Annotated in this window: 13 protein-coding genes; 3 read left to right on the top strand and 10 right to left on the bottom strand. The window is 47.0% G+C overall.

The features are described 5' to 3' along the window. The first annotated feature begins 214 nt into the window (after positions 1 to 214). Positions 215 to 1,324, top strand: coding sequence for an AAA family ATPase (locus AC1DYT_RS15915; RefSeq protein ID WP_477470565.1), 1,110 nt, complete (start codon positions 215 to 217; stop codon positions 1,322 to 1,324). Between the two features lie 193 nt (positions 1,325 to 1,517). On the opposite strand, the gene AC1DYT_RS15910 is transcribed toward AC1DYT_RS15915, so the two are convergent. From AC1DYT_RS15910 to AC1DYT_RS15865, 10 genes are all read right to left on the bottom strand, one after another. Continuing rightward, entirely contained in the window at positions 1,518 to 3,923 is a 2,406-nt protein-coding gene (locus AC1DYT_RS15910) for an ABC transporter permease (RefSeq protein ID WP_477470564.1), read from the bottom strand. A gap of 153 nt (positions 3,924 to 4,076) precedes the next feature. Next, the gene (locus tag AC1DYT_RS15905) at positions 4,077 to 6,497 is read right to left on the bottom strand and encodes an ABC transporter permease (RefSeq protein WP_477470563.1); all 2,421 of its coding nucleotides are present in this window, start codon (positions 6,495 to 6,497) and stop codon (positions 4,077 to 4,079) included. A 116-nt stretch (positions 6,498 to 6,613) separates the two neighbouring features. Continuing rightward, complete coding sequence (locus tag AC1DYT_RS15900; RefSeq protein WP_477470562.1) at positions 6,614 to 9,007, bottom strand: ABC transporter permease; 2,394 nt, start codon at positions 9,005 to 9,007, stop codon at positions 6,614 to 6,616. Positions 9,008 to 9,106: 99 nt separating this feature from the next. Beyond that, on the bottom strand, positions 9,107 to 11,479 hold the full coding sequence (locus AC1DYT_RS15895) for an ABC transporter permease (protein ID WP_477470561.1): 2,373 nt from the start codon (positions 11,477 to 11,479) through the stop codon (positions 9,107 to 9,109). 149 nt (positions 11,480 to 11,628) lie between these two features. After that, positions 11,629 to 13,983: an ABC transporter permease gene (locus tag AC1DYT_RS15890; RefSeq protein WP_477470560.1), complete on the bottom strand. Its 2,355-nt coding sequence runs from the start codon at positions 13,981 to 13,983 to the stop codon at positions 11,629 to 11,631. 119 nt (positions 13,984 to 14,102) lie between these two features. Further along, positions 14,103 to 16,499 carry an ABC transporter permease gene (locus AC1DYT_RS15885; protein WP_477470559.1) on the bottom strand — a complete coding sequence of 799 codons (2,397 nt, stop codon included), beginning with the start codon at positions 16,497 to 16,499 and terminating at the stop codon, positions 14,103 to 14,105. Positions 16,500 to 16,622: 123 nt separating this feature from the next. After that, positions 16,623 to 19,052 (bottom strand): ABC transporter permease, encoded by a 2,430-nt coding sequence (locus AC1DYT_RS15880; protein ID WP_477470558.1) that lies wholly within the window; start codon positions 19,050 to 19,052, stop codon positions 16,623 to 16,625. An 82-nt stretch (positions 19,053 to 19,134) separates the two neighbouring features. After that, the gene (locus AC1DYT_RS15875) at positions 19,135 to 21,492 is read right to left on the bottom strand and encodes an ABC transporter permease (RefSeq protein ID WP_477470557.1); all 2,358 of its coding nucleotides are present in this window, start codon (positions 21,490 to 21,492) and stop codon (positions 19,135 to 19,137) included. Between the two features lie 185 nt (positions 21,493 to 21,677). Beyond that, a complete protein-coding gene (locus tag AC1DYT_RS15870; RefSeq protein WP_133227202.1) occupies positions 21,678 to 22,355 on the bottom strand; it encodes an ABC transporter ATP-binding protein in 678 nt (225 codons plus the stop codon). Between the two features lie 168 nt (positions 22,356 to 22,523). Continuing rightward, the gene (locus AC1DYT_RS15865) at positions 22,524 to 23,783 is read right to left on the bottom strand and encodes an efflux RND transporter periplasmic adaptor subunit (protein WP_477470556.1); all 1,260 of its coding nucleotides are present in this window, start codon (positions 23,781 to 23,783) and stop codon (positions 22,524 to 22,526) included. A 313-nt stretch (positions 23,784 to 24,096) separates the two neighbouring features. Here AC1DYT_RS15865 and AC1DYT_RS15860 point away from each other — a divergent pair, with 313 nt between their 5' ends. Then, positions 24,097 to 25,455: a sigma-54-dependent transcriptional regulator gene (locus tag AC1DYT_RS15860; RefSeq protein WP_477470555.1), complete on the top strand. Its 1,359-nt coding sequence runs from the start codon at positions 24,097 to 24,099 to the stop codon at positions 25,453 to 25,455. Beyond that, on the top strand, positions 25,445 to 26,821 hold the full coding sequence (locus tag AC1DYT_RS15855; protein ID WP_477470554.1) for a sensor histidine kinase: 1,377 nt from the start codon (positions 25,445 to 25,447) through the stop codon (positions 26,819 to 26,821). The genes AC1DYT_RS15860 and AC1DYT_RS15855 overlap by 11 nt, the downstream gene beginning before the upstream one ends. Positions 26,822 to 26,953 lie beyond the last annotated feature (132 nt).

Here is a 26,953-nt window from a genome sequence, read left to right as displayed (position 1 = left end):
TATTTACATGAATTAAGTGAAACACTTTGGGACATCCCCGTTGTTTAGGTAAACGCTGTAAATGTCTAATTATAAGCTACTTATTGCAAATTTACTTATATTGATAAAAAAGCGCTGAAACACTTTTCGTGTGACACCCATCCCTCCCACTGACAAAACAGCGCCACCATTTGCCAGCCTGTATTTGGGTAACTTGCATTATAAATAAATTTTCATGAGCAACAAGCCAACGGACAATCCGCTATTTGAACGCCCGCCGCAAATCGAACTTTTGCGCGCGATGGCAAGGGGAGATAAGCTTACGGCCAAACAACGCCGGCTATTAGAACAACAGGAGGCCGATGCAATAACCAGCGACGAAGCCTTTATCATTAAAAAGGCCGACGATTGGCTTTGCCTCCATCCCGGCGAAACCGCCGCCGGCGATATGCTTTTTGGCGATTTGTGGTTTAAAGGCGAGTTGTGCATCCTCTTTGCCGATACCAATGTGGGTAAATCCATCCTGGCGGTACAAATAGGCGATGCCATTAGTCGCGGCGAGGCTGTGGGCGATATGCCCGTGCAGCAGCAGCCCGAACCGGTGCTGTATTTCGATTTCGAGCTGAGCGCTGCGCAGTTTGCCAAACGGTATACCGGCCCCGATGGGGAGCTTTACCCCTTCTCGCCAAATTTTTATCGGGTTATCATCAACCCCGCCGCTAGCCGCGAGCGCAAATTTGCCAGCTATCATGATTACCTCATCAACTCCTTCGAGAATATCATCGTCAGCACCAGGTCGCGCACCATTATTATTGATAATATTACCGCCCTGCGCAGCAGTACCGAAAGTACCGCCGCCGCTGTACAGCTGATGCGCAGCCTCAACACCGTAAAAAATCGCTGGGGCGTATCCATATTGGTGCTGGCGCATACGCCCAAGCGCAACCCCGCACGCCCCATTACCCGCAACGACCTGCAGGGCAGCAAAATGCTGATGAACTTTGCCGACAGCGCCTTTGCTATTGGTGAAAGCCAGGCCACACCAGGGCTACGCTACCTTAAACAGGTAAAGCAAAGAAGCGGCGCGCCGGCATTTAGCGCGGGAATGGTTAAGTTTTGCCGTGTTGTGAAAGAGGGCAGCTCGCTCCACTTTGCGTTTGAAGGCCAGGGCAGTGAGGCCCCTCACTTGCTCATCCCCACCGCCCGACAGCGCGACGCCCTAGAACAACAGATCCTCCGCCTCCATGCCGAAGGCCACAGCGTGCGGCAGATAGCCAGCCAGGCAGATTGCGCAAAGAGTAATGTGTTTAGGGTGATAAAGCGGGTGGAGAAAGCGGGTGGATGAGGGTTATTTTTTACGCCGGAAAGGCCCGTTTTCCCTGCATTGGAGCACGTCAAACGTCCCATCCAGGCATAAGTAACCGTTTAAAACAGTCGGATTTCTGTGCATACACCTGCTTATTGTCATGATAAATTGCCTTGGCTTTTCATTCTTATATCCTGAATCTTGATTCTTATAGTCTTGCCTCTAACTCGAGCTATTCGCTCCTCAAACTCCTCACCGGGTTGGCCATGGCCGCTTTTATGGCCTGGAAGCTGATGGTGATAAAGGCTATGGCAACGGCTATGATGCCTGCAGAGGCATAAATCCACCAGGCCATATCTATACGGTAAGCAAAGTCATCCAGCCATTTACGCATCAGCCAGCCTGCGAGCGGGGCTGCAATTACCAGTGCGCCTATCACCAGCAATATAAAATCTTTAGACAACAGCGCAACCAAACCAGCTACGGTTGCGCCCAGCACTTTGCGTATGCCTATTTCTTTGCCGCGCTGCTCGGCGGTAAATGCGGCCAGGCCAAATAATCCCAAGGACGATATCAGAATAGCGACCACGGCGAAAACCGACATCAGGCCCGATGATTTGGCATCGTCTTTATAAAGCCTGTCGAACTCCTGATCCAGGAAAGTATATTCCAGTGGCTCGTTGTTAAAATACTGGCCCCAAACCGCTTGTATCTTTTTGATGGCTTCGGCTTGTTTGCCGGGCGCTACGCCAATTAAAAAAGTGTTCACATAATCCTGGTGGTTTTTGAATATTGCAGGAGCGATTTTTTCGTGCAGGCTTTTGTAGTTGAAATCCTTTACTACCCCTATTACCCGCCCCGTATCGCCGCGGGATACAAAGCGCTGCCCGATGTAGGGCTTATGCAGATTAAATTCTTTTACGGCTGTTTCATTCAAAATAGCGTTGCGTTTGTCTGCAAGGTCGCCCGGGGTAAACCACCGGCCCTCCACCAAATTAATTTTTACGATTTTGATGTAGTCCGGGTCGATATTAAAAAAGGCGATAGACGGGTCAAAATCTTTAGCCCTGCCATCCCAATCGGTACCGCCCGATGAAAGGTTTTGGTTATCCTGTATCGAATGCGTACCCATTAGCGATACCGCGCTAACGCCCGATTGTGACAGTAAAGATTGTTTAACACTTCCGCACAATGCTTCACGTACATCGGCTTTATACTTGTAAAACGTACTAATAGGCAACGATATGGTAAGCACTTGCTCGCGTTTGTAACCCGGGTTTTTCGAATTGATGAACTTAAGCTGCCGGTAAATGGTGATAACGCCTATGATGAGGAATATAGAAAAGGTAAACTGCACCACCACCAAACCCTTGCGCAGCGAAGTATCCTTAAGGTGCAGCAGGCTGCTGCCGCGGAAGATGCTCATGGGTTTAAAAGAAGAAAGCAACAGCGCCGGGTAGATGCTGTTCAGTACGATGGCCGTGAGCAGGGTGCCCAGCAGTATCAGCCCGATATAGCCCGATCCGAAGGACAACACGAAATTGCGCCCGGTAAACTGATTGAAAACCGGCAATGCCAGCCAGATGATTACGATGGTGAGGATGAGCGATAGCAAGCTCACCAGACCCGATTCGGTAATAAACTGCATAAATAATTGCGCCCGCCCCGCCCCTACTATTTTTTTTATGCTTACTTCTTTGGCACGCAAGCTTGCGCGGGCCGTAGTAAGGTTTACATAATTGATGCAGGCGATAACCAGCAGCAATATCCCAAGGGCAACGAATATGTACACTACTTTTCTATCGCCATGGGCTAACTGTGAATTTTGCAGGTCATCTTCGAAATGGAGCGCAGCCAGCGGGGTAAGCCCTATCTTCAGGTTATCTTCCTTGCGATTTTTGTGCAGTATCTCCTTTATCTTTTGCGAAAGGGGCTGCAGCTTAGCGCCAGAGTGCAATTTTACAAAGGTCAAGTAATTGAAATTGCCCCAGTCCAGGTCATTATCTTTTTCGCTTTTGTTGCTTTGCTTGGCGGCCACGGGTATCAGCACATCGAATGCGAAGCTGGAATTTGCGGGGTTATCCTTTACTACACCCTGCACCATGTAATTGACCGAATCTATGCGAATTGTTTTGCCCACCGCATCCTGTTTGTTGAAATACTTTTTGGCCTTGCTCTCGCTCAGGATGATGCTGAATGGATTTTGAGCGAAGGCCTTCGGGCCGCCACTGATGAAATCGTACTTAAACACGTCGAACCAATGGTTATCTACATAGGCAGTCGTTTTTTCGGGGAAGAACTCACCATTCACGTTCAGGTAAACCGCACGATAAGTATTCGGCGATATGCGGGCAACATCCTCCACCTCGGGCAGCTCGCTCTTCATGGCATCGCCTAATACGTATGGCGAATGCTCCCATATCCAGGTGCTGGTTTTATCTATGGCCAGGTAGCTTTTTATGCGGTAGATATTGGCGCCATCGGCCTGGTTGGTATCGAAGTTAAACTCATTCTGCACCCAAATAAATATCAGCACCGCAGCAGCCATGCCAACCGCCAGGCCGCCTATATTGATGATACTTGTTGCCTTGTGGCTGCGCAAGTTGCGCCATGCTGTTTTGAAATAAATCTTTATCATACTTTCACCGATTACGTTGATTTAATTGATTGTACCTTTTTTTGCACCGATTCCACCGATTAAAATGATTTCACTGATTGATCCAAGACTTGGCCCAACCCATTTTATTTTTTTATTTTAGATTTTAGGCTTTAGAATTTATACCGTGAATTCTTATTCTGAACGTAAACTTTTAACCGGATTGGCCAGCGCGGCTTTTACCGACTGGAAACTGATGGTTACAAACGCTACGATGAGCGCTACCACCCCTGCCATAGCCAATACCCACCAACTGATGCTGATGCGGAACTCAAAATCGAGCAGCCATTTGTTCATGGCGTACCAGGCAACGGGCAGGGCAATTATTGCGGCCAGAACCACCAGCTTTAAAAAATCGCGGGATAGTTCGCCTACAATTTGCGGCACGCTTGCACCTAACACCTTGCGGACGCCAATTTCTTTAACACGCTGCGTAATGGTGAATGCCGATAAGCCGAACAAGCCTAAGCATGCTATGAAAATTGCGATGAACGAGAATATGGTGAACAGGCTGCTTTGCTGTTGCTCGCTCTGATAAAGTTTGCCGAAACGTTCATCCAAAAAGGTATAATCAAATGGTGTTTCCGGCAGGTATTTGTGCCACGTGGCTTCCACAACGGAAATAGCTGCCTGCGGGTTTGTACCGCTTATCTTAATCGACGTGCGGTTAAGACCATCGCGGTTAGGTAGTTTAAATATCATGGGGAGGATTTTTTGATGCAGCGATTCGAAATGGAAATTTTTAACCACGCCAATTACTCTGCCCTCGACACCACCGTAGGTTAAATTTTTTCCGATTGCGTTTTCCGGTGTTTTCCATCCAAGTTCCTTAACTGCCTGTTCATTAATGATGCAATTAACGCTATCGGTTTTAAATGCCTCCGAAAAATTGCGCCCGGCGGCTATTTGCATGTCAAAAGTGGGTATAAAACCGTAATCAACCGTAATGTTTTTAAGGTCGAATTTTACCGGCTGCGCCGTGCCATTTTCCATCACCGACGCCCCCTGCATATCCAGCAATCTGCCCGAAGGTATGCGCGATGAACGGCCTATTTCTTTAACCAAGCCTGTTTTCAGCAGGTCAGCTTTAAAAGCGTTGTATTGCGGCGTTAAACCGTTGTAATACCCCATTGTGATGATATTATCTTTGTTAAATCCGAGAGCTTTATTTTGGATATACTGCAATTGCTGAAATACCACCGCAGTGGCAACAATCAGAATAATAGAGATAGAAAACTGCAATACTACCAAAACCTGCCTGAACGATACATTCCCCGTACCCACTTTAAGCATGCCCTTTAATACTTTGGCGGGGATGAAGGACGACATGAACAAAGCCGGGTATATACCGCTGATAAGGCCGATAATAAATGGCAATGCCAATACAGGCAGCAATATTTTGAAGTGCAGCAGGCTGCTTACAGATAAGCCCAGGCCCGACAACTTATTTATCCACGGCAACGCAAGGGCAGTTAAGACAATGGCCAAAATAAGCGCTACCCACGTTATAAGTACCGACTCGCTCAAAAACTGGGAGATGATCTCTCTACGCTGCGCCCCTATCACCTTACGTATGCCGATTTCTTTAGCCCGTAAAACAGAGCGGGCCGTAGCCAAATTCATGTAATTGATACACGCTATCAGCAATATGAAAAGCGCAATTGCCGAGAAGATATACACGCGTTTGATGTCGCCGTTTTGTTCTAACTCATCATCCAGATGAGAGCGTAGGTGTATATCTGTTAATTTTTGAAGCTCGAGCTTGGTTTGCAAATGAGTTTTAACCGTGCCCCCAAGGTTAACGTACTTATCTAAAAACGCAGGCAATTGCGCTTCTATGCTGGCTGTATTATACCCTTTGGGGAACAACAGGTAGGTATCGAACGCATTATTGCCAAAATTGGTTTGCAGGTTTTTCTCTCCATAAACAACGCTGTCTTTTAAGGTATTAAATGACAACAGCATTTCCGGGTGCATGTGCGCATTCGAAGGGAAAGGCTTAAAAATACCGGTAACCTTAAATTCGTGCGTATTATCATCCAGCCTAACGGTTTTATTGATAGGGTCTTCCTTGTCAAAGTACTTCTTTGCCAACTCTTCGGTCAGCATAATACTATATGGATTGGTTAAAGCCGTGCGAGGATTGCCCTTTGTAACCGACACATCAAAAACACTAAAGAAATTTTCATCGGCAAAGGCGGTGCCTTTTTCGTTAAACAGCTTTTCTTTATAATGCAGGGCGCTCGTGCCGGTGTACAAAACACGCGTCATTTTTTTAATATCGGGGAAAGCGTTTTGCAGCAGTGGGCCAAAGGGCGGCGCAACGGCGCTTAAATGCAAGCTCTCTACCCCCGGCTGCGAGTAAAAGGTGCGGGTTACGCGGTAGGTATCATCGGCATTGGCGTTATATTTATCGTAACTATTCTCGTTGATGATGTAAGTTAAGATAAGCAGGCAGCAGGTAAGCCCCACCGTTAAGCCGAATATGTTGATGAACGAGATAAACTTGTGCCGGGTAATGTTACGCAGGGCACTTTTTAAGTAATTTCTTATCATTTTATTTCTTGATTACACCGATTAAATTGATTACACCGAATATTTTACGATTCTTTCCGATTTTCTCGGATTTCGATGGTTGTTTCGTCTTGATTCTTGACTCTTTTATCTTGATTCTATTCTGAACGTAAGCTCTTCACCGGATTGGCTATGGCTGCTTTTAGCGCATGGTAGCTGATGGTGACGGCTGCAGTAAGTACTGCCGCAATACCAGCCGCTGCAAATACCCACCATGGGATATCTATGCGATAGGCAAAATTCTGCAGCCAGTTGTGCATGGCCCACCACGCTACCGGCGAGGCGATTACTGCGGATATTACTACCAACTTAATAAAATCGATAGATAGCAACGAGGCTATGGTACTGAGGCTTGCTCCCAATATCTTGCGGATGCCAATTTCTTTGTTGCGCTGCTCTATGGTAAAAGCTGTAAGGCCAAACAGCCCCATAGTGGCCAAAACGATGGTGATGCAGGTGAATATGCTGAAGATGGAAGATAGCCTGTCCTCCGCTTTGTATTGCTCGTTAAAAGCATCATCCATAAAGGTGTAGATGAACGGGGTACCGTTACCGTACTTTTCGTATATGCTTTGGATGTTCTCCATCAATGTTGGTAAATTGGTGTTCGGTTTTATTTTGGCGAACAGGCTGCAGCCAATTTTTGCCCAGGTTGCGGTGGTATCGGGCGCTATGAACAAGCCCAATGGCTCTATGGTGGATTGCATCGAACTGAAATTGAAATTCTTCAATACGCCGGCTATCTCAAACTTTTGGTCGCCCGATTGGATGTAGGTGCCCACAGGGTTCGCCTTCAGGTGCAGTTTATCTATCGCTTCTTCGTTGATGACTACTTTATTTATGCCGATAGTACTTTCTTCTGAGACGGGTGGCATCTTCCACTTTAAATTAAGGGTGTTAATGTAATGGTTATCAACAGATAAAGTCGCAAGCGCCACACTTTCCTCCTTGGTTTTACCATTGATGAAATTCATATCGTAACCTTTAAACATGGCGTAATGCGATGTTGCGGTGCTGGCTATGCCCGCAAGCGAGTTTACATCTTGCTTAAAAGCCGCATAATTATTGCCGAAGCTGTTGCCCACCGGTATCATTACAATGTTTTCCCTATCCATCCCGGTGTCGGCATGGCGGAAGAAGTACAGTTGTCTATCGATGATGATGCCGCAGATAATCAAGCCAACCGATATGGCAAATTGCAGCGTAGTGAACACCTTGCGCACGGCAACGCCGCCGGTTTGTTTACTCATTTTACCTTTAAGCGTGGCAATAGGTTTAAATGCCGATAGAACCAAAGATGGGTAACTGCCTGCTATTAAAGCCGTTAAAGCAAACAGCGAAAAGAATAACCCAATAACCAATGGGCTGTATAAAAAGGAATTATCTATCTGTAATTGCAGCGTATTGGTAAACCATGGCTTAAAGGCGTAGCAAAGCACATAGCCTAAAATAAAGGAGAGCAGCGTAAATATACCCGACTCTACATAAAATTGCATGGCGATGGTTTTGCGGCTCGCGCCCGATACCTTGCGCACCGCAACCTCTTTAGCGCGCAGCGTGGCGCGGGCGGTAGATAAGCTCATGTAATTCACCAGTGCCAGCAACAAAATCAATACGGCAACCAATGGGAATATCTTGAGGTATTTAGTGTTAGACGAATCGCCGTAGTTGCTCTTAAGGTGCATATCTGCCAGTGGCGAAAGGCTGAATTTTATTTCTTCGAAATTCTTGTTGTTTTTGGCCAATTGCTCCAGCCCGCCTTTTACTTTGGCGGTATCCGCCGCGTTCTTCAGCATCAGGTAAACGTCGAAAGAGCCCGGGCCTACGCCCTGATCGCCGGTGTATTTTTTGCCTTCTTTCATAGCGATAAGGCTTTGACCCGATACGATGAAATTGTATTTGATAGATGAGTTGGAAGGGCTGTTCTCGGCCACGCCGGTAACCTGGTACGTATAAGCACTATCTGTTTTTATGGTGATGGTTTTACCGATTGGATTCTCGGTGCCGAAGTATTTGTCGGCCATGGCTTGCGAAAGCACTACCGAGTACGGCCTGGTTAAAACATCTTCCTTGCTGCCGGATTTTAGCTTGAATGAAAAGAAATCGAAGAAATTGGCATCGGCGAACAGCAAATCCTGCTCAGTAAATTTTTGCTCGGGCGATGCAGGGTTGTTCACCACCAGCGGCTTAAAGTACTTCATGGTACGCAGGTAGCTATCTACCCCCGGCTGAGTTTGTTTTGCAATGGGGCCGGTAGCATAGCTCATGTAAGCCATGTTCATTTGGTTGCCGCCTATCTTAAGCGTAGCATGTATGCCGAAGGTTTTGTCGCGGTTTTTGTGGAAACTATCGTAGCTCATCTCATGCGAAACGTACATCAGTATCGTCATGCAAACAGCAAGCCCTATCGCCAGGCCGCCGATGTTGATGAGGCTGTACATTTTTTGCTTGGTAAGATTGCGCATGGCAATTTTGATGTAGTTCCGTATCATGATTATTTAGTCATTAAGTCATTCTGCTTCGCGTCATTGAGTCATTAGGTCATTAAGTCAGCATTAAAATGACTCAATGACCTAATGACTCAATGACAATTATTCGCTCCTCAAACTCTTCACCGGGTTTACCAGCGCCGCTTTTATGGCCTGGAAACTAACAGTAAGTATAGTTATAAGGATAATTGATGCCGCCGCGATAACGAACACCAGCGGACCGATATCTATACGGTAAACGAAGCCTAGCAGCCATTGGTGCATCATGTACCAGGCCAGCGGGAACGCTATTAGCACCGCTATGAGCACCAGTTTTAGGAAATCGGCCGTAAGCATCACGGTGATGCTGTTTACCGATGCGCCAACCACCTTGCGGATGCCTATTTCCTTGCGCCTTTTCTGTGCGGTAAAAGCTACCAGACCAAACAAGCCCAGGCAGGAAATAATGATGGCCAGTGCCGAAAAATAATTGGCTAATACTGATACCCTGGTTTCGGTTTCATATTGTTTTTGGTATGCCTCATCTAAAAAATTATAGGAGAACGGAAAGCCCGGGTTAAATCGTTCGTAAACGTTCTGTATCTGCGCCAGGGTTTCTTTTTGATGGTCGGCCTTTACGCGTACCATTATCTTAAAATACGGACTGACACCCTGCGCCAACAAGATAAATGAGGGCTTAACTGCTTCGTGCAATGATTCGAAATGGAAATCTTTTACCACGCCAACAACCTGCGCTTTTCCATTGAATATTTGGATGCTATCGCCTATGGGGCTTTTTTTCAGGTGCATAGCCTTAACAGCGGTTTCGTTCAACATCACCTTGCCCCCTTCAGACGGGCCGTAGCTTTTGTTGAATGCACGCCCATCCACCACCTGCATATTCATGGTTTCGATGAAGTTGTATCCACCAAAAAAACCTTCAAAGTAAATGTCCTGGTTAGGCATCTTGCCGTCCCAACCTACCATTGCTGTACCGTAGTTGCGGCCAACGATGTTATGCTGTGTAAAGCTCGCATTCGCCACGCCGGGTATCTTGCGCAGCTCGGCAGTAAAGGCTTCCTCGTTGCCGGCAAGCTTACCTTCCGAATCGAACCGCACCACGTTATCTTTGTTATACCCCAACGCGGTAGATTGGATGAATTTCACCTGTTTATACACCACCAGCACCGATATAATCAACACTACTGAAAGCGTAAACTGGAACACCACAAGCCCTTTACGGGCCACCAATTCGGCAAAAGAAGTGTTAAGCTTCCCTTTCAATATTGCCAGTGGTTTAAATTTAGAAAGGTACAAAGCCGGGTAACTGCCCGATACGATGCCCGTAGCCAAAGCGATGCCCAGCAGTACGGCGATCATCTGAAAATCGAATACCAGTTTGATATCCTTGCCGGTAAGCTGATTGAATTGCGGCAACAGCAGCAAGGTAATTCCCAGCGCAAATACCATGGTGATGAGGGATAGCAGCAATGATTCGGACAGGAACTGGATAACCAATTGGCTACGCTCGGCCCCTATCACTTTCTTTATGCCCACCTCTTTCATGCGGCCTGCTGCCTTTGCGGTAGAAAGGTTCATAAAATTGATGCAGGCAATGAGCAATATAAACACTGCGATAAGCGAAAAAAGCTTTACATACTCTTCCCTGCCGCCAACGCGCGAGCCGTGGTTAAAGGTATTGGCGAGGTAGTTTTTGGAGAATTGCATGGCTACCAATTGCCGTGTAGTATCGCCGCTGTTTTTCTTCACCACATCGCTTATGCGCTTGTTGAAGGCTTTCAGGTCGGCATCTTTTTTAAGTAACACGAAGTTATGCGGGCCGCCGTTGTTCCAGGTTTTAACCCACGGCTGCACATCGCCCAGGTAATCGAACGATAAAACGAAATCGAACTGCTGCGAAGAATGCACCGGCACTTTCTCAAACACCCCCGACACGAAAAAGTCCCGCTCATGCTGAAAACGGATTACTTTGCCGATGGCCCCCTCGCGGGTGGTGAACAGCCGCCTGGCCAAGTCATCAGATATCACGATGGAGTTCTTGGCTTCCAGCACTTTGCTGCGGTCGCCATCCAGCATTTTAAAAGAGAAGATATTGAAATACTCCTTGCCTACGTACTGGCCAACGGCTTTGATGTTTTTTTCGCCGCTGGTAAGCGTAAACTTCTGAAACCAATCTGCCGGCGCAACGGGTGCAGCATATTCAATTTCGGGGTTGCCTATTTTGATATTCTCGCTCACCAGGCCCGATGATTCATCCGTAAGGCCCATGTTTTCGCCGGCACCACGCAATTCCATCACCTGGAAAACCTGGTTATCCTTATCAAAGATCTTATCGTAGCTCATCTCATCGTGCACCCACAGATAAATGAGCAAAGTACAGGCAATCCCTGCCGAGAGGCCCAGCACGTTCAACAGCGTGAACTGCTTATCCTTAACTAAGTTGCGCCATGCAATTTTGATGTAGTTCCGTATCATAAGCACCGATTTAAATGATTATTTTGATTACACCGATTATAAAAAGTCCATAGTCAATGGCCGATGGTCCATAGTAAAAAACACATGCCATCGACCATTGTCTTTATATTACAATAAAAATGTCCCTGCCATGGATTATCGACCATGGACTATTCGGAACGAAGACTCTTCACCGGGTTGGCCAGTGCGGCTTTCATGGTGTTGAGGCTCACTACCACAAGGGTAAGCAACAATATAAGTGCCCCTACCGATGCAAACACCCAGGCGCTTACGTCGATATGGTAGGTGTACTTCTTAAGCCAATTACTCATGAGGTACCAGGTTAAAGGCACGGCTATTACGAAGGCAACGGCTACCAGTTTCAAAAACTCGGTGGCTATCAGCATCAGCAACTGCTGTACCGATGCGCCCATTACCTTGCGCACGCCAATCTCGCGGAAGCGTTTCTCTATGGTGAACGATGCCAAACCGGCCAAACCAATACAGCAGATAAATATGGCCAGCCCCGCAAAAATGTTGGTGATGCGGCTGATGAGCTCCTCGGTGAGGAATTTCTTGCCGAATTCCTGGTCTACGAATTGGTATTCGAATATATTCTGTGGGTTATATTTCTTGAATATAGTTTCCATTGCCTTTACGCCCGCTTGCGGCTGCACGCCATTTTTAAGGCGCACGTTCACCACGCTAGAGCTTTTGCCATCATAGTAAATCATTAGCGGCTCAACCGGGTCGTACGGTGATGCCATTACCACATTATCAATGACACCGGCAACGGTGAATTTACGGCCATATTTCATCACCATACCTATCGGATTCTTCAACTTCATGGCCTCCACAGCGGCTTTGTTCAATAACATAACCGAAGTATCCCCCGGCGTATTATTAAAATCGCGGCCCTGTAATACCTTAATGCCCATAGTTTTGGTGAAATCTACATCGGCTTGCAAGCCAGAGAAAATGATATCGCCATTGGCGGCCTTGCCATCATAATCCGGCGAGCCCGATTTCCACCAGATCTCGGTGATGGGCGATGAGGTGCGCGTAGTAGCGGCTACCAGGCCGGTATTCTCCAAATCTTGCTTTAGGGCTGCGTAATTTTTATCAATATCGCTGGATGAAGGCACCATGATGAGGTTATTGGGGTTGTAACCGATGCTCTTATCCTTAATGTGCTGTATCTGCTGGTAAACGATAATGGTAGCCGATATAAGCAGTATCGACATCACGAACTGCCCCACCACCAATATCCGCCTCGGCAACACTGCACTTTTGCCGGCTGCAAAAGTGCCTTTCAGCACCTTTACCGGGTTGAACGATGAAAGGTACAAAGCCGGGTAGCTGCCTGCAACCACGCCTGTAAACAGGATAATGATCAAAGCACCGATAAGGAAGAACGGATCCACTATGCTAAGGTGCAAGGATTTACTCACCAGCAGGTTGAACGAAGGCATCAGTAAAAAAACGCAACCTACCGCCAGTACGAACGCTATGAGCGCCAGTATGATGGATTCGAAGAAGAATTGCGTAAGCAGCTGCCTTTTATCGGAGCCTAAAGTTTTGCGGATACCTACCTCTTTAGCGCGTTTCTCCGACCGTGCGGTAGACAGGTTCATAAAGTTTACGCAGGCAATCAGCAGGATAATGATGGCGATAACGGTAAACATACGCACGTATTCAATCATGCCGCCCACGTTCTTGCCATCTTTGAACTCGCTGTACAGGTGCCACTTGTTCATGGGGAAAGTCCAATAGGTGCTTATTTTGTCACCCTTTGCATGCTCGTGCTTTATCTTATCGATGTATTTATCTACGGCGGCCATATCGGCATTGGGCGTGGTTTGGATAAACACACTATGCGATGATCCGTTCCATTCCTTCATCCTGTTTTTTATATAATCAGACGAATAATCGAATGGAGCGATAAAATCGAACTTGAACGTAGAGTTACCCGGAGGGTCGGCAAGAACGGCGACTACCTTAAAGTTATCCTGGTTATCAACCTTTACCACTTTGTTTATCGGGTCGTCATTACCGAAGAATGCCTTTGCAGCCGATTCGGTAATAGCGATGGACTTAGGATCGCTTAAAACCGTAGCGGCGTTGCCTTTGATAAACTTCCAGCTGAAGATATTGAAGAACTGGTCGCTCACCTGGTACCAGTCTTTCTTCAGCTTGGTGTTGTTGTACTCAAACTGGTGGCTTTCCTGGTGCGTAGTAACCACGGTACGTAGTACCTGCGGGTTGCCGCCTTCCAGTGTTTTGGCTAGTGGCAGCACCATGTTAGGGTCGGTAAAAATGGTCGGCTTAAAGTCGCGCGTGGCCATTACCTGGTAAATATTATCGTGGTTCTGGTGGAACTTGTCGTAAGCCACCTCATCCTTCACCCATAAAAAGATAAAGATGGTGCAAATCATCCCGATGGTAAGCCCCAGGATGTTTGTAAGCGAGAACCCCTTGTTCCTGATAAGGTTCCGCCAGGCGATTTTGAAATAGTTCTTTATCATGACTTTTGTGATTACACCGATTGAAATGATTTCACCGATTAGGGTGATTTCATTCATTTTAAAAGATTATCTACACATTTTTAATTTGCATATCCGCACATCTGTAATTTGCACATCTATCACTCTCCATTTTTCAAACTCTTTACCGGGTTGGCTATCGCAGCTTTTACCGATTGTATACTGATGGTTGCCAGCGCTATCAAGGTAGCGCCGCCGCCGGCCAGTACAAATACTACCCAGGTGATGTTCACCTTGTAGGCAAAATCCTGCAGCCATGCGTTCATAGCGTACCAGCCAACAGGTATAGCTATTACGATGGCTATTACGATAAGCACCATAAACTCGGTGGCCAGCAAGCCGATGATACGACTTACGCTTGCGCCCAATACCTTTCGGATACCTATTTCCCTTGTTTTTACCTGCGCCGAATAAGTGGCCAAACCAAACAGCCCGAGGCAGGAAATAACAATAGCGATAGCCGAGAACATATTGAATAGAGAGCCTGTACGCTGGTCGTCGGTGTATAGTTTCTTAAAGCTGTCGTCCAGGAAGGTGTAGTTGAAAGGCACGTCGTTGTTGTATTGCTTCCATATAGCAAGGGCCGAAGCTATGGCACTTTGCGCGCCCGCACCGGTGGTTTTTACGTAAACCTTCCAGCAATTGTCGGGCTTGTATTGGAACACGGCTGGCTCTATCTTATGGTGTATGGTAGTGAAATGAAAATCTTTCACCACGCCAATGATGGTACCGTTTACCGTTTGCACGCGCAGGCGTTTGCCTATGGGGTTAGTAAGGCCCATTTCTTTCGCAGCGGTTTCATTAATAATAAAGTGCGATGAATCTGCCACGGCACCGGTAAAACCCGCGCCTTCTTTGATATTCATCTTAAAGAAACCAATCAGGTCTTTATCGGCGTACACCTGGTTAAACCACATATTGGAGTTGGCCGGTTTGCCGTCCCAATCGTTATCGCCGGTAGAACTGCCGCCTGTTATGATATCGCGGCCGGCGCGGGTAACCCCCAATACGGCGGGGTTCTTTTGCAATTCGTTCTTTATTACATCATACTGGCTTATCATTTTGTTGCGCATGCTGAAAGACAGCACGTTCTCTTTATCGTAGCCCAGGTTTTTTTCCCTGATGTATTTTAGTTGACCGCCGATGATGAGCGTGCCGATAATGAGCACGATAGATACCGAAAATTGCAGCACCACCAACACACGGCGGAAAGCCGCGTTGCCTATGCCTATGGTAACACGGCCCTTAAGCGCCTTCAACGGTTCGAACGATGAAAGTAGTAGTGCCGGGTAAATGCTCGATGCTGTAAGCGTACCCAGCAGCGTAAGCCCAATGCAGGCCCATATATTGTAATTGGATAAACCAAGCGACAGTTCCTTCCCCGAAAATTGGTTGTAGTACGGCAGTAATGCGAACATCAGCGCGAAAGCGAATACCGCAGCAATGGCAAACAACAACGTGGTCTCGGCCATAAACTGGATAAACAGCTGCAACTTGCCCGCTCCTATTATCTTGCGCATGCTTACCTCTTTGGCACGCAGCATGCTGCGAGCGGTAGACAGGTTTACATAGTTGATGCAGGCGATAACCAAAATCATCAGTGCTACTATGCCGAATGTGCGCACAGTTGACATACCGCCATCGGTACCATCTGCCTGGTATAGGTGCATTTTCAGCAAGGGCTGAGACAGGTATGGTACAGGAGCATCCTCCGGCTTGTTGCGCTCGTGTATGGCCTGTAATTTTTTCTCTAAAGCTGTTACATCAACCTTAGTACCCGGCTTCAACAGCAAATAGGTTTGGAAACCGAACATGCTCCAATCGGCATCCATGGATGAAATGAAATGTTTGTTATCGTAAGTCTTTTTGTTTTTGATGTAAGCCAAATCGTTAAAGCGCGATAAGGGCATCAGTATACGGTATTTGAAGCTGGAGTTTTCGGGATAATTGGGGATAACGCCGGTTACTTTCAGTTGCTCGTCCTGCCCAAGGGTTACTACCTTGCCAATCGGGTCCTCAGTGCCGAAGTATTTTTTGGCCATCTCCTCTGTAATTACCACCGAGGCGTTATCCTGAAAAGGATGGTTTTTATCGCCTTTTATGAGGTTAAAATCGAAAACGGAGAAATACGATGGATCGGCGAAGGCAAAATTATCCTCATAAAAAACCTTATCCTTATAACGGAACGGCGCACTACCCAAGGTCATGATGCGCACGGCATCCTGTACCTGTGGCACCTCGTTTTTGGCGAATGTTGCAACGGGCGCAATGATATTATTGAATATCTGCTTGCTGATGCCCGTACCGCCGACGATGCCTATCTTGTAAATATTATCGGCTTTGGAGTTGAATTTATCGTAGCTAAGCTCATCCTGCACCCAAAGCAGCATAAACATACCCACCACCAGGCCAACCGTAAGGCCCGCAACGTTAATAGAGGCGTAAAACTTGTTCCCCAAGATGTTGCGCCAGGCTGTTTTTAAATAATTTCTTATCATCGTAACACAGATTATTATGATTTATATGATTTCACCGATTTAAAGTCCATAGTCCATGGATGATGGTCAATAGCCGAAATACTTCTTCCATGGACTATCGACTATTGTTCATGGACTTCTTCTTTATTCATTCTTCAAACTATCCACCGGGTTTGCCAGTGCTGCTTTTAGCGACTGGAAGCTCACCGTGGCTACTGCAATTACGATGGCCGAAAGGCCGGCTACCGCTACTACCCACCATTGCACATCTATCCGGTAGGCAAAATCCTGCAGCCACAAGTGCATGCAATACCAGGCCAAAGGCGAGGCCACCACGATGGATATTGCAACCAGCTTCACAAAATCTTTAGACAGCATGGCCACTATGGCACTTACATCAGCGCCCAGCACCTTGCGGATGCCTATCTCTTTGGTGCGCTGCTCTGCCGCGTACGCCGCAAGGCCAAACAAGCCCAAACAGGCAATGATGATAGCCAGCGTGGTGAATATGACGAAGATGCTGCCCACCTGCTGCTCGGAGCGGTACGACGCATCGAAATCCTGATCCATAAAGGAGAAGTTCATTTGCACGGGTGAGAATGCAGCCCATTTGGCTTTAATTTGCGACATCAGGGCAGGCAAATCTTTGGTGTTTACCCTCACACTCACCGCTCCGTTGTTCTCGGCAAGGCGTATGATGAGTGGCTCGATCTTTTCGTGCATCGAACTGTAATGAAAATCTTTCATCACTCCTATTACCTCATATTTTATAGTGTTGGGTATTTTAGTTCTACTACCGTTGGACGCGTACAGCGTTTGGCCCACAGCATTTTTATACCCCAGAAATTTGGCTGCTGCTTCGTTGATGATAATGGCAGAGGAATCGCTGATGCGGTCCTTAGCAAACTTGCGACCCGCCGCCATTTTTATATCCAGCGTGGGTATCCACTCGGTATCAACCTCCCAAAATTGCGGGAAGATGGAGTTCTTTTGATTGAGCGTGGCATCCTTAAAAAAGATAGAAGTACTGCGGCGGTTTACCGATACGGGCAAGAAACCCGTCATGGTGGCACTGGTGACACCTGGTAACTGCTTCAGCTCTTCCTTAAACGTTTTGGTTGATTGGTTAAGCTCATAAGCGTTTTGGATAACCAGCACCTGGTTGCGGTCGAAACCAAGGTTTATGGTTTGTATATAGTTGAGCTGGTTTTTGATAACCAGCGTGCCGATAATAAGGAATACTGATATCCCGAACTGGAAAACCACCAAAAAGCTGCGTAGTCCCCCGCCTTTAAAACCTGTAGATAACTTGCCTTTCAGCACATCAATGGGTTGGAATGCCGACAGGAAAAACGCCGGGTAAGAGCCGGCCAGCGTGCCAACAAGCAACACAATTAAAACGGATACGGGTATTAACCAAACCAGCGTTGCCGTGGTAATGGCTATGTCCTTTCCGGCCAGTTGGTTAAACAAAGGCAAAACGGCAATTGCCGCAACCAGGGCAATAATGGTTGCGAAGAAAGTAATCATGATAGATTCTGAAAGGAACTGCGCGATAAGGTATTTGCGCGGAGAACCTAAAACCTTGCGCACCCCTACCTCGCGGGCGCGGTTTGATGAGCGCGCGGTAGAAAGGTTCATGAAATTGATGCAGGCTATCAGCAAAATAAATATAGCGATGGCCGAAAATATATACACGTATTGCATGGTGCCGTTTGCGCCCAATTCGCCAATGCGTTTTGATTTCAGGTGGATATCGGTAAGCGGGGTAAAATTCAGGCGGAAGTAGCTACCGCTCTTTTCAAAATCGGCATAGCTCATGCCTATCTCGCTTTTCATTTGGTCGCCGCTCATTTTCAATAAAAAGGCATCTAAACTGCCGGTAAGTTTTTTTACGTCGGCGGCATCCTTGAGCAATACATAAGTGCTATAGTCGTTGCGTAGCCAGGCGTTTGAACGGCTATCGGCCCAGGTGGCCATCGATAAAAAGAAATCGAAGTTGAAGTGCGAGTTTTGGGGCACATCTTTTATCACCCCGGTAATCTTAAAATTTTGGTTGTCGTTAATAACCATCGTTTTGCCCACCACATCCGTTTTATCGAAATACCTTTTGGCGGTACTTTCGGTTAAAACTACCGAATTGGGTTCGGCAAGGGCAGTTTTGGCGTCACCGTTTATCATAGGCAACGTAAACACGTTGAACAACGACGCATCAGCAAAGGCGACTTTGTTTTCTATCATGTTCGCCTCCCCCTTTTTAACATGCATGGTATAGGCGTTTTTCAGGCGCACGGCATCCTCCACGTAGGGGAATTCGGCAACGATGGTTTTAGCCAGCGGCGGCATCACTACGGCATAATCCTTGCGGTTTTCGCCCAGTTTCAAATCAGCATTTACCCGGAATATGCGCTCGCTTTTGGTGTTGTAACGGTCGTAGCTCAGTTCGTCGGCAACGTAAAATACAATAAGCAGGCAGGCGCCAAGGCCAAGGGCCAGCCCCAATATATTTATAGCCGTAAATCCCTTGTTTTTCAAGAGGCTACGGAATGCTGTTTTTATATAATTCTTTATCATGATTACACCGATTTCTTGTTTTGATTACACCGATTGCACCGATTCTATCCTGATTCTTGGCTCTCTGCTCTTGCCTCTTATTTTACTCGCTCCTCAAACTCTTCACCGGGTTGGCCAGCGCGGCTTTTACCGCCTGGAAACTCACCGTTATAATTGAAATGACAATAGTTACGGCAGCAGCGGTTATAAATACCCAGATGCTGATAGGCACCCGGTAGGTATAGCCTTGCAACCAGGTGTACATTCCGTACCAGGCCAAAGGCGTTGCAAATAAAAATGCTATGCCTACCAGTTTTAAAAAGTCTTTGGATAGCATGGAACTAACACCAAATACCGATGCGCCAAGCACTTTACGCACGCCAATTTCTTTGATGCGGTTTTGTGCCATATAAGTGGCCAGGCCAAACAAGCCCAGGCAGGATATAAATATGGTTAACCCTGCAAAAAGCGAGGCCAGGGTGCCGGTACGTTGCTCATCCTTAAATTTCCTGGCGTATTCATCATCCACAAAGTGGTAGTCGAAAGGGTACTCGGAGTTAAATTTCTTAAATACGCCTTCGGCCAACGCCAGATTTTTGGCGGTGGTGTTTTTATCATTAAGCTTATAATGTATAACATTGAACCATGATTTTGGGCCCTGTATAATCATTGGCCGCACTGGTTCGTAAGGCGATTGCAGGATAAAATCTTTCACCACGCCTACCACTGTTAACTTGTCATCGCCATTCTTTACAATTTGGCCAATGGGATGTTTAAAGCCCATTATTTTTACTGATGCTTCGTTCAGCATAACAGCAAGCGAATCCGACGGGTACCTTTCCGGATCGATATCGCGACCTTCTATAATTTTCAGGCCCATGGTTTTGGTGAATGAGCCATCGGTGTTATATATGTTAAAGTCGATTTTCGCACCCTCCTGTTTACCCTGCCAACTGTAATCCCAGGTGTCGCTCCAGCCTTCCGTCATGGGCGCGCTGGTTTTGCTTACCGCAACAGCTGCTCCACTGGTTAACAATTCATTGCGGATAAGCCTGTAATTTTTATCTACGTTACCCGTCATAAAGGTGTACACCAGGTTATTCTTTTTGTAACCGGTATCACGGTTTTGGGCGTACTCTAACTGCTCTTTAATAATTATCGTCGAAATGATAAATACAATAGCAAAAGTAAATTGCACTACCACCAATATTTTGCGTGGGGAAAAAACTGCATTGGGCTCTTTAAAAGTCCCTTTTAATACTTTTACCGGGATAAATGAAGAAAGATATAGCGCCGGATAACTGCCGGATAAAACGCCAGTGAACAATATAAATGATATGGATATCAACCAGAATACCGGGCTGTCATAAGGAATAATTAAGTGCTTGTCGGTAAGATTATTGAAGCCCGAAAGGGATAGCTGAACGATGATAAGCGCCAATATGCCGGAGAAAAACGCAATCATGATACTTTCGCCGAGGAATTGTGCAATAAGGCTGCCTTTTAATGCCCCAACAACTTTCCGGATGCCAACCTCTTTGGCGCGTTTCTCGCTACGGGCGGTACTCAGGTTCATGAAGTTGATGCAGGCTATTAGCAATATAAGGCCTGCTATAATACTAAACAACCTGATGGTTTCGATACGGCCGCCTACAATTTTGCCGTTTTCGAATTTTGAGTATAAATGCCATTTGGTGGCGGGATGCATAAACACATCGATATCTTTTATTTCAGAATTCTTGCGTGTAATGTCTTTTACCTGGGCGTTTATGGCGGCTTCGGTTACGCCTGGCTTTAGCATGGCCCAGGTTTGTACCGAATTGTTGCCCCAGTTCTTTTCAACACGTCCGTCCGTTTTTTCCAGGTACGTCCATGGCATCAGGTATTCAAAATCAAACTGGGTGTTATTAGGGAGGTCTTTCATAATACCGGTTACGGTAAAATAATCAACACTATCTATCTTAATGGTTTTTCCCATTGCATCCTCATCGCCGAAGAGCTTTTTAGCCGTTTTCTCGGTGAGGATAATATTTTTCATGTCGTTCAACGCTGTTTTAGGGTTACCCTTTATTAGGGGGAAACTGAACATCGTCAGGAAATCGGGGTCGGTATGGTTGCCAGCAAGCGTAAGGTGCTTCTCACCTACGATGAACAAAAAGTTGGCTCGTGTAGTGCGTGCCACCTGCTCTATCTGCGGGTAATCCTGTTTAAGCGCGCTGCGCATTATTTTCGGTGTAGTGCCCCAGCACCACATTTTACCATCAAAAACCGAGCGGTTGTACATCTGGTAAAGGCGGTCTTTATCCTGATGGAACTGGTCGTAACTTACCTCGTTTTGCACCCAAAACAAAATAAGGGCGGCACTAGCCATCCCAATTGCCAAACCGGCAATATTAATTGCAGTAAAACCCTTGTTTTTTAACAAGTTACGCCAGGTAATTTTTAGATAATTCTTAAACATATTTTTAGGATTGCACCGATGGAGATTGATTTCACCGATTAAAACTCTTAACTACTCACAACTCACCACTCACAAAAAAAATGACAAAACTCAAGCCCTCCCACCGCCAAATTGCATTGGCGGTGGGCATAGCCGGAGGCACACTTAACTATATATTAATCAAATAGGTTAACCCTCAAGGGGTGTTATACCATGATGTTTTCCATCACGGTTTGGCCATCTAACAGGCGAATGATGCGGTGGCTGTAACGGGCATCGTGCTCCGAGTGCGTAACCATGATGATGGTTGTGCCCTGCTCGTTAAGATCTGTCAACAGTTCCATTACATCGTTACCGTTGCTGCTATCCAGGTTACCGGTAGGCTCATCCGCAAGTATTAGTTTTGGTTTGTTTACAACCGCACGGGCAATAGCCACACGCTGTTGCTGGCCACCCGATAATTGCTGCGGGTAGTGGTTGCGGCGGTGCATTATCTGCATCTTATCCAACACTTCCTCTACGCGTTTTACACGGTCGGCACTGCTTACGCCGGTGTAGATTAATGGCAATTCTACGTTTTCGAACACGGTAAGCTCATCGATCAGGTTAAAGCTCTGGAAAACGAAACCGATGTTGTGCTTGCGCAGGTCGGCGCGTTTGCGTTCGTTGAAGTGGGCAATCTCCACGCCATTGAATACGTAGCTGCCAGCATCAGGGTCATCAAGCATGCCCAGGATGTTCAATAATGTCGATTTGCCGCAACCCGATGGGCCCATGATGGCCACGAACTCGCCGGTGTTCACTTCCATCGATAATTTGTTCAATGCGATGGTTTCTACCTCTTCCGTGCGGTAAAATTTCTCAAGATTTGTAATTTTTATCATTTGGCCTCCCTTAAACCCTCCCGCCGGCTAAAGCGGAAGGGCTATTTTGATTTTTAATTGTGATTTATATTTTTTGTTGTTGTCTTATTCATCTGCTGTCCGTCCGTCCGCAGCCCTCTTCCCACTTGTGACACCGCTAAACTGAAGGCGACACTTGGTGAGAAGCACTTAAGGCTTCTTCAGCACCAGTTCCTGTATTCCGTCGTAGTTCTCGTAGCTTGATGTTATCACCTTGTCGCCTGGTTTAAGGCCCTGCAGCACTTCGTAATAATCGGGATTTTGCCTGTCTATACGTATATCAACCTTGTACGCGGACTTGCCGTCTTCGGCAACTTTAAATATCCAGTTGCCACCGGTTTGCTGATAAAAGCCACCTTTAGGCACCAGTATAGCGGTAGTTTCGTCGCTAAGCGCAAGGCGTATCTGTAACGTTTGGCCCTTGCGTATGCCTTTTGGCACCTCGCCTACAAATTGCATATCTACCTGGAAACGACCGCTCACAATCTGCGTAAACACTTTCTTTATTACCAGCTTGTAAGTTTTACCTGCGAACGAGAAATCCCCCATTAGGCCGTTATAAATACGGCTCAGGTAATGTTCTTCTACATCAACCCTTACCTTAAAGCCGTTCTGGGCATCTATCTGCCCAAGGTGCTCACCCTTGTTCTTGTTCTGGCCAACTTCGGCATCCATAGAAGTAAGCTGCCCGTCTATAGGTGCGCGCACGGTAAGGTCGGCCACTTTCTTGCGCATCAGCTCAAGCGTATTTTTCATGTGGGCATATTGCTCGCGGGCCTGTATCTCTTCCTGACGGGTTAGGGTGGTATCCTGCTTCAATATTTGGATAGTCAGTTTTTTGCGCCTTACCTGATAGTTGTAGGCATTTTCAGCCGCCTTGAATTCCTGCAGGCCAATGGCTTTCTGGTCGTAAAGTTTTTTATCGAGTAAGTAAATGCGCTCGGCTTCCTTATATGCATTATCAACATCGGCCATCTGGTTAAGCTTGGTAATGGTGTTTTGCTGTGCGCTGTTGTGCGATATCTGCATCTGTGTTTGCGCTGCGTACACCTGTGTTTCCTGGTTAGCCAGGTTCAGTTCCAGGTCGGTGTTAGCTAGTTTCAGTATCGGGTCACCTTTTTTCAGGTTCGCACCGTCTTCAACATATTTCTCTTCTACCCGACCGCCTTCTACGGCATCCAGGTAAATGGTAGTGTAAGGCATTACTACACCGTTAACGGGTATAAAATCCTGGAAAGGGCCCTTCTTAACCTCACTGATGGTGATACGTTCGGTATCCACATTCAGTTTCCTTTTTCCGGATGCTGCGCCTACGATGAGGTAAGCGCCAAATAGTACGGCTGCGGTGATACCTGCTATAGTTGCAATTCTTTTGGTACCCCAGGTCTTTTTTTGTATTACTCTGTCCACTGTATAATTCTTAATATTTTGTTGATAGATACAAAAACATGTGCCACAAATTAATTTGCTGTATTTCAGCCAATTAACGACATTTAGCTAAATTGCACCGTACGCTATTGTTACAGCATGTGTTCGGTATTGATACAATGCTTTTTTTGCATGTATAGTTGCCGGTTTATAGTTCATAGTTGATTATCAATACTATAGCTATTATACTATAAATGGTATGATATTTAACATGCAAATACTAAATTGCATGGTGCATTTTATGCGTACACTTACGTACGAATAAACTCATGAACCATTCAACTACCGAACTGACATGATATTAAAAAAAGCGACCGTTTTAATTGTTGACGACGACCCAGACGTACTAACGGCTGTTAAGTTATTGCTTAAGACCGAAACCCAGGAAATAATTACCGAAAAAAATCCCGAGAACCTTAACTGGCTGCTGCAACGCAACCAGGTTGATTTGGTACTGCTGGATATGAACTTCAACAGTGCTATAAATACCGGCAACGAGGGCATCTACTGGCTGCGCAAGATAAAAGAATGGAAGCCTAACGTATGCGTTATCATGATAACTGCTTATGGCGACATCGATTTGGCGGTGCGTTCGCTTAAAGAGGGCGCCAACGATTTTGTGGTGAAGCCATGGCACAACGAGAAACTGATAGAGACCATTAAGGACCTGCTGGATAAAAAAGAAGGCACCAGCAAAGCGGGCAAACCATCGGGCAAAAGCAACGCGGGTACTTCGATACTCGGCGAATCGGAGGTGATGGAGGATATCTTCCACAAGGTGAACAAGATTGCCCCTACCGATGCCAATATTTTGATACTGGGCGAGAACGGTACCGGTAAGGATTTAATGGCAAAGGCCATCCACGAGCGTTCGCTGCGTGCCGATAAACCCTTCATCAAGGTGGATGTAGGTGCATTAACGGATAGCCTTTTCGAGAGCGAGCTCTTCGGCCATAAAAAGGGCGCTTATACCGATGCACGGGAAGACCGCATGGGTCGCTTTGAGGAAGCCGAGGGCGGAACGCTCTTTTTGGATGAAATTGGCAACATCAGCCTGCAGCAACAGGCCAAGTTGCTCACTATACTGCAAAACAGGCAGGTAACGCGTTTAGGTACCAACAAGGCTATCGATATCAATATCCGCCTCATTTGCGCCACTAACGTGCCTCTCTCCGAACTGGCTAACGAGAACAAGTTCCGCAAGGATTTGATTTACCGGATAAACACCGTTGAGATAAACATGCCGCCCCTACGCCGCCGTGCCGAGGATATCGTGATACTGGCACGTCATTTTGCCAAGCTGTATGCCACCAAATACCTGAAGCCGAGCGTAGATTTCGACAATACCGCTTTGAACAAGCTAAGGTCGTACAACTTCCCGGGCAACGTGCGCGAGCTGCAATACACTATAGAGCGTGCGGTAATTATGGCCGACGAGCACATCCTGCGTGCCGACGACCTCATCTTCTCGATATTGGAAACGCCCGGCGAAACCCTTACGGAAGACGACAGCAACATCCCGCTGAGCGCTATGGAGAAGAACGCCATTCTCCGTGTGATTGAAAAGCATAACGGCAACATTACCCGCGCCGCAAAAGAACTGGGTTTAACACGCACCGCACTTTACCGCCGACTGAGCAAGTATGACATTTAACCGTTACGAATGGCGGCTTACGCTGCGGGTAATTTTCCTTTTCATATCCATCACCGCTACCTCTATGGTGGTTGTATCGGGCCAGGGTGCATATATATACGGCGTGCTTACCATCCCGATGGTGGTTTTCTCGGTGCTTGATCTGATACGTTTTCAGCGTAAGGCGCAGGATGAGGTGAACCAATTCGTAGAATCTATCCACTACCGCGATTTTAGCCGCCATTTCGACGTGCGCCGTGCGCCGAACGAGCTAAAGCCCCTGCGCAAGGGCTTCAACGAAATAAACACCACCTTTAAGCTCATCAGCCGTGAGCGCGAAACGCAGTACCATTACCTGCAAAAGATACTGGAACTGGTAGATACCGGCCTGATGAGCTACGAGCAGGAAACGGGTGAAACGGGCTGGATAAACGAGGCATTCAAAAACCTCATCGGCGTGCCGTACTTAAAAACCATCCACTCGCTGGAGAAACGCGAACCCGAACTGTACAACAACATCATCAGGCTGAAGCCCGGCGATGCCCAGGTGTTCAGCGTTACGCGCAACCAGCAGCAGGTAAAAATGCTGGTATCGGCCAGTATCATGCGTAGCGACGATAAGATGTACAAGCTGGTGGCCTTCCAAAACGTGAGCGAGGCTTTGGACGAAACGGAGTCGAAGGCATGGAGTAAACTATTGAATGTGATGACGCACGAGATCATGAACTCTGTTGCGCCAATCTCCTCGTTGGCAGATACCTTAAAGAACCGCCTGAAAAGCCCCGAGATAACCGGCGGCATAGATGCATCGGATTTGGAGGATATAGAATTGGGCATCGATACCATCAAACGCCGCAGCGAGGGCCTGCTTAAGTTTACCGAAAGCTACCGCAGCCTCAACAAAATTACCCGGTTAGATTTGACCAAAATACTGGTGCGCAACATGTTCGAGAACCTCAACAGCCTGATGCGCCCTACTTTAGAGAAAAAGCACATCGAGCTGGATATCATCCTGCGCGACCCAGCCCTGGCCATAGAGGCAGACATCAACCTGCTTGACCAGGTGATGATAAACCTGCTGGTAAACGCCATAGAAGCCGTAAAAGACCGACCCGAACCGCGCATTACCCTTGCCGCCGAAGTACAGGGCAGCAACAAAATCATCGTAAAAGTGATGGATAACGGCGCAGGCATGCCGCCCGAACTGCTGGATAAGATTTTCATCCCCTTCTTTAGTACCCGCAAAACGGGCAGCGGTATTGGCCTTAGCCTTTGCAAGCAGATAATGCTGCTGCACAAAGGCAACATACAAGTACAGTCTACAGAGGGCAAAGGGTCGTCGTTTTTATTGACGCTGAGTCCGCCGGCAACGGCCCCTTCCGCCTGATGCCACTTACCCCAATGTCATTGCGAGGAGCAGCACGGGGTAACGCACTGGGGCGACGTGGCAACCTCATAGGACAAGCGCCGTTGCTGAGCTAATTCGCGAAATGTCCTATGAGGTTGCCGCGCTATCGCT

Source organism: Mucilaginibacter sp. P1_D10, assembly GCF_056406215.1.
This window is presented reverse-complemented; position numbering and strand designations above follow the sequence as displayed.